1 protein-coding gene is annotated in these 1,057 nt (G+C 60.2%); it reads left to right on the forward strand.

The genetic code is table 11. The features are described 5' to 3' along the window. Nucleotides 1-38: 38 nt before the first annotated feature. On the forward strand, nucleotides 39-1,031 hold the full coding sequence (locus tag ABD53_RS15445) for a transposase (RefSeq protein WP_200900424.1): 993 nt from the start codon (nucleotides 39-41) through the stop codon (nucleotides 1,029-1,031). Nucleotides 1,032-1,057 lie beyond the last annotated feature (26 nt).

The raw sequence follows: 1,057 nt of genomic DNA on the forward strand, positions 1-1,057 counted from the left end.
CTTAAACGCTTGGTGTGAGTTAGGTGGTGAAGATTTGAGTGGAAGGTGTCCACGCCCTAGAGTCGGCTTGCCACCCGATCCCGTGGGAAAGGAACCGACTGCTCATGCTCGACGTGGACACCTTCCTCACCACACTCTACGTCATGATCGACGATCTCTTCCAGGCCCATCGAGCCGAACGCAACCGTCCCGGCCCCGAAGCATCCCTCTGTAGAAGCGAGGTCATCACCCTCGCTATCTTCGGCCGATGGTCGAGGTTCGCCAGCGAGCGGGACTTCTACCGCTACGCTAGTGAACATCTCCGAGAGGCATTCCCTACCCTGCCAGATCGCTCCCAGTTCAACCGCCTCCTGCGTTTGTACGCCGACGACATCGAGCATATGGCCGTGAAGCTGGGTCAGATGATGACGGGTAACGCTCATCCCTATCAAGCACTGGACGCTTCGGCGATGCCTGTCAGGGACGTAAAGCGCCGTGGTCATGGTTGGCTCGCCGGAGCCGCCGACATCGGCTGGTCTAACAGCATAGGCTGGTACGAGGGTTTCTCGCTTTTGACCGCTGTGGAGCCTTCCGGGGTGATCACCGGCTTTTGTTTCGCCCCTGCCTCTACCGCCGATCAGCCTCTGGCCGAGACCTTCTTCGCCGTGAGGGCTTACCCCGACCCCAGGCTCAACAGCGTGGGCTCGGCCATCTCGGGAACCTACGTCGCAGACAAGGGCTTTGAGGGAGCCGAAAACCACCGTCGCTGGCTTGAGGACTACGACGCGGAGGTCATCCACCCGCCCAAGCGCAACTCCCGCAAACCCTGGTCCAAGCGACTGAGGCAGTGGGTAGCCTCCATCCGCCAGATCGTGGAGACGGTCTACGACAAGCTCTTCAACACCTTCGGCCTGTGGCGAGAGCGAGCCCACGACCTTCAGGGACTGCGGGCTCGGCTGGCTGCGAGGGTAGCCTTGCACAACTTCTGTATCTGGCTCAACGACCAACTCGGCCGTCCTCGGCTGAAGTTCGCGGATTTGATGGGATGGTGAACTCACGATTCACACCAAACGTTTTA

It is taken from the genome of Rubrobacter aplysinae (assembly GCF_001029505.1).
In the GTDB taxonomy this organism is placed as follows: Bacteria; Actinomycetota; Rubrobacteria; order Rubrobacterales; family Rubrobacteraceae; genus Rubrobacter_A; species Rubrobacter_A aplysinae.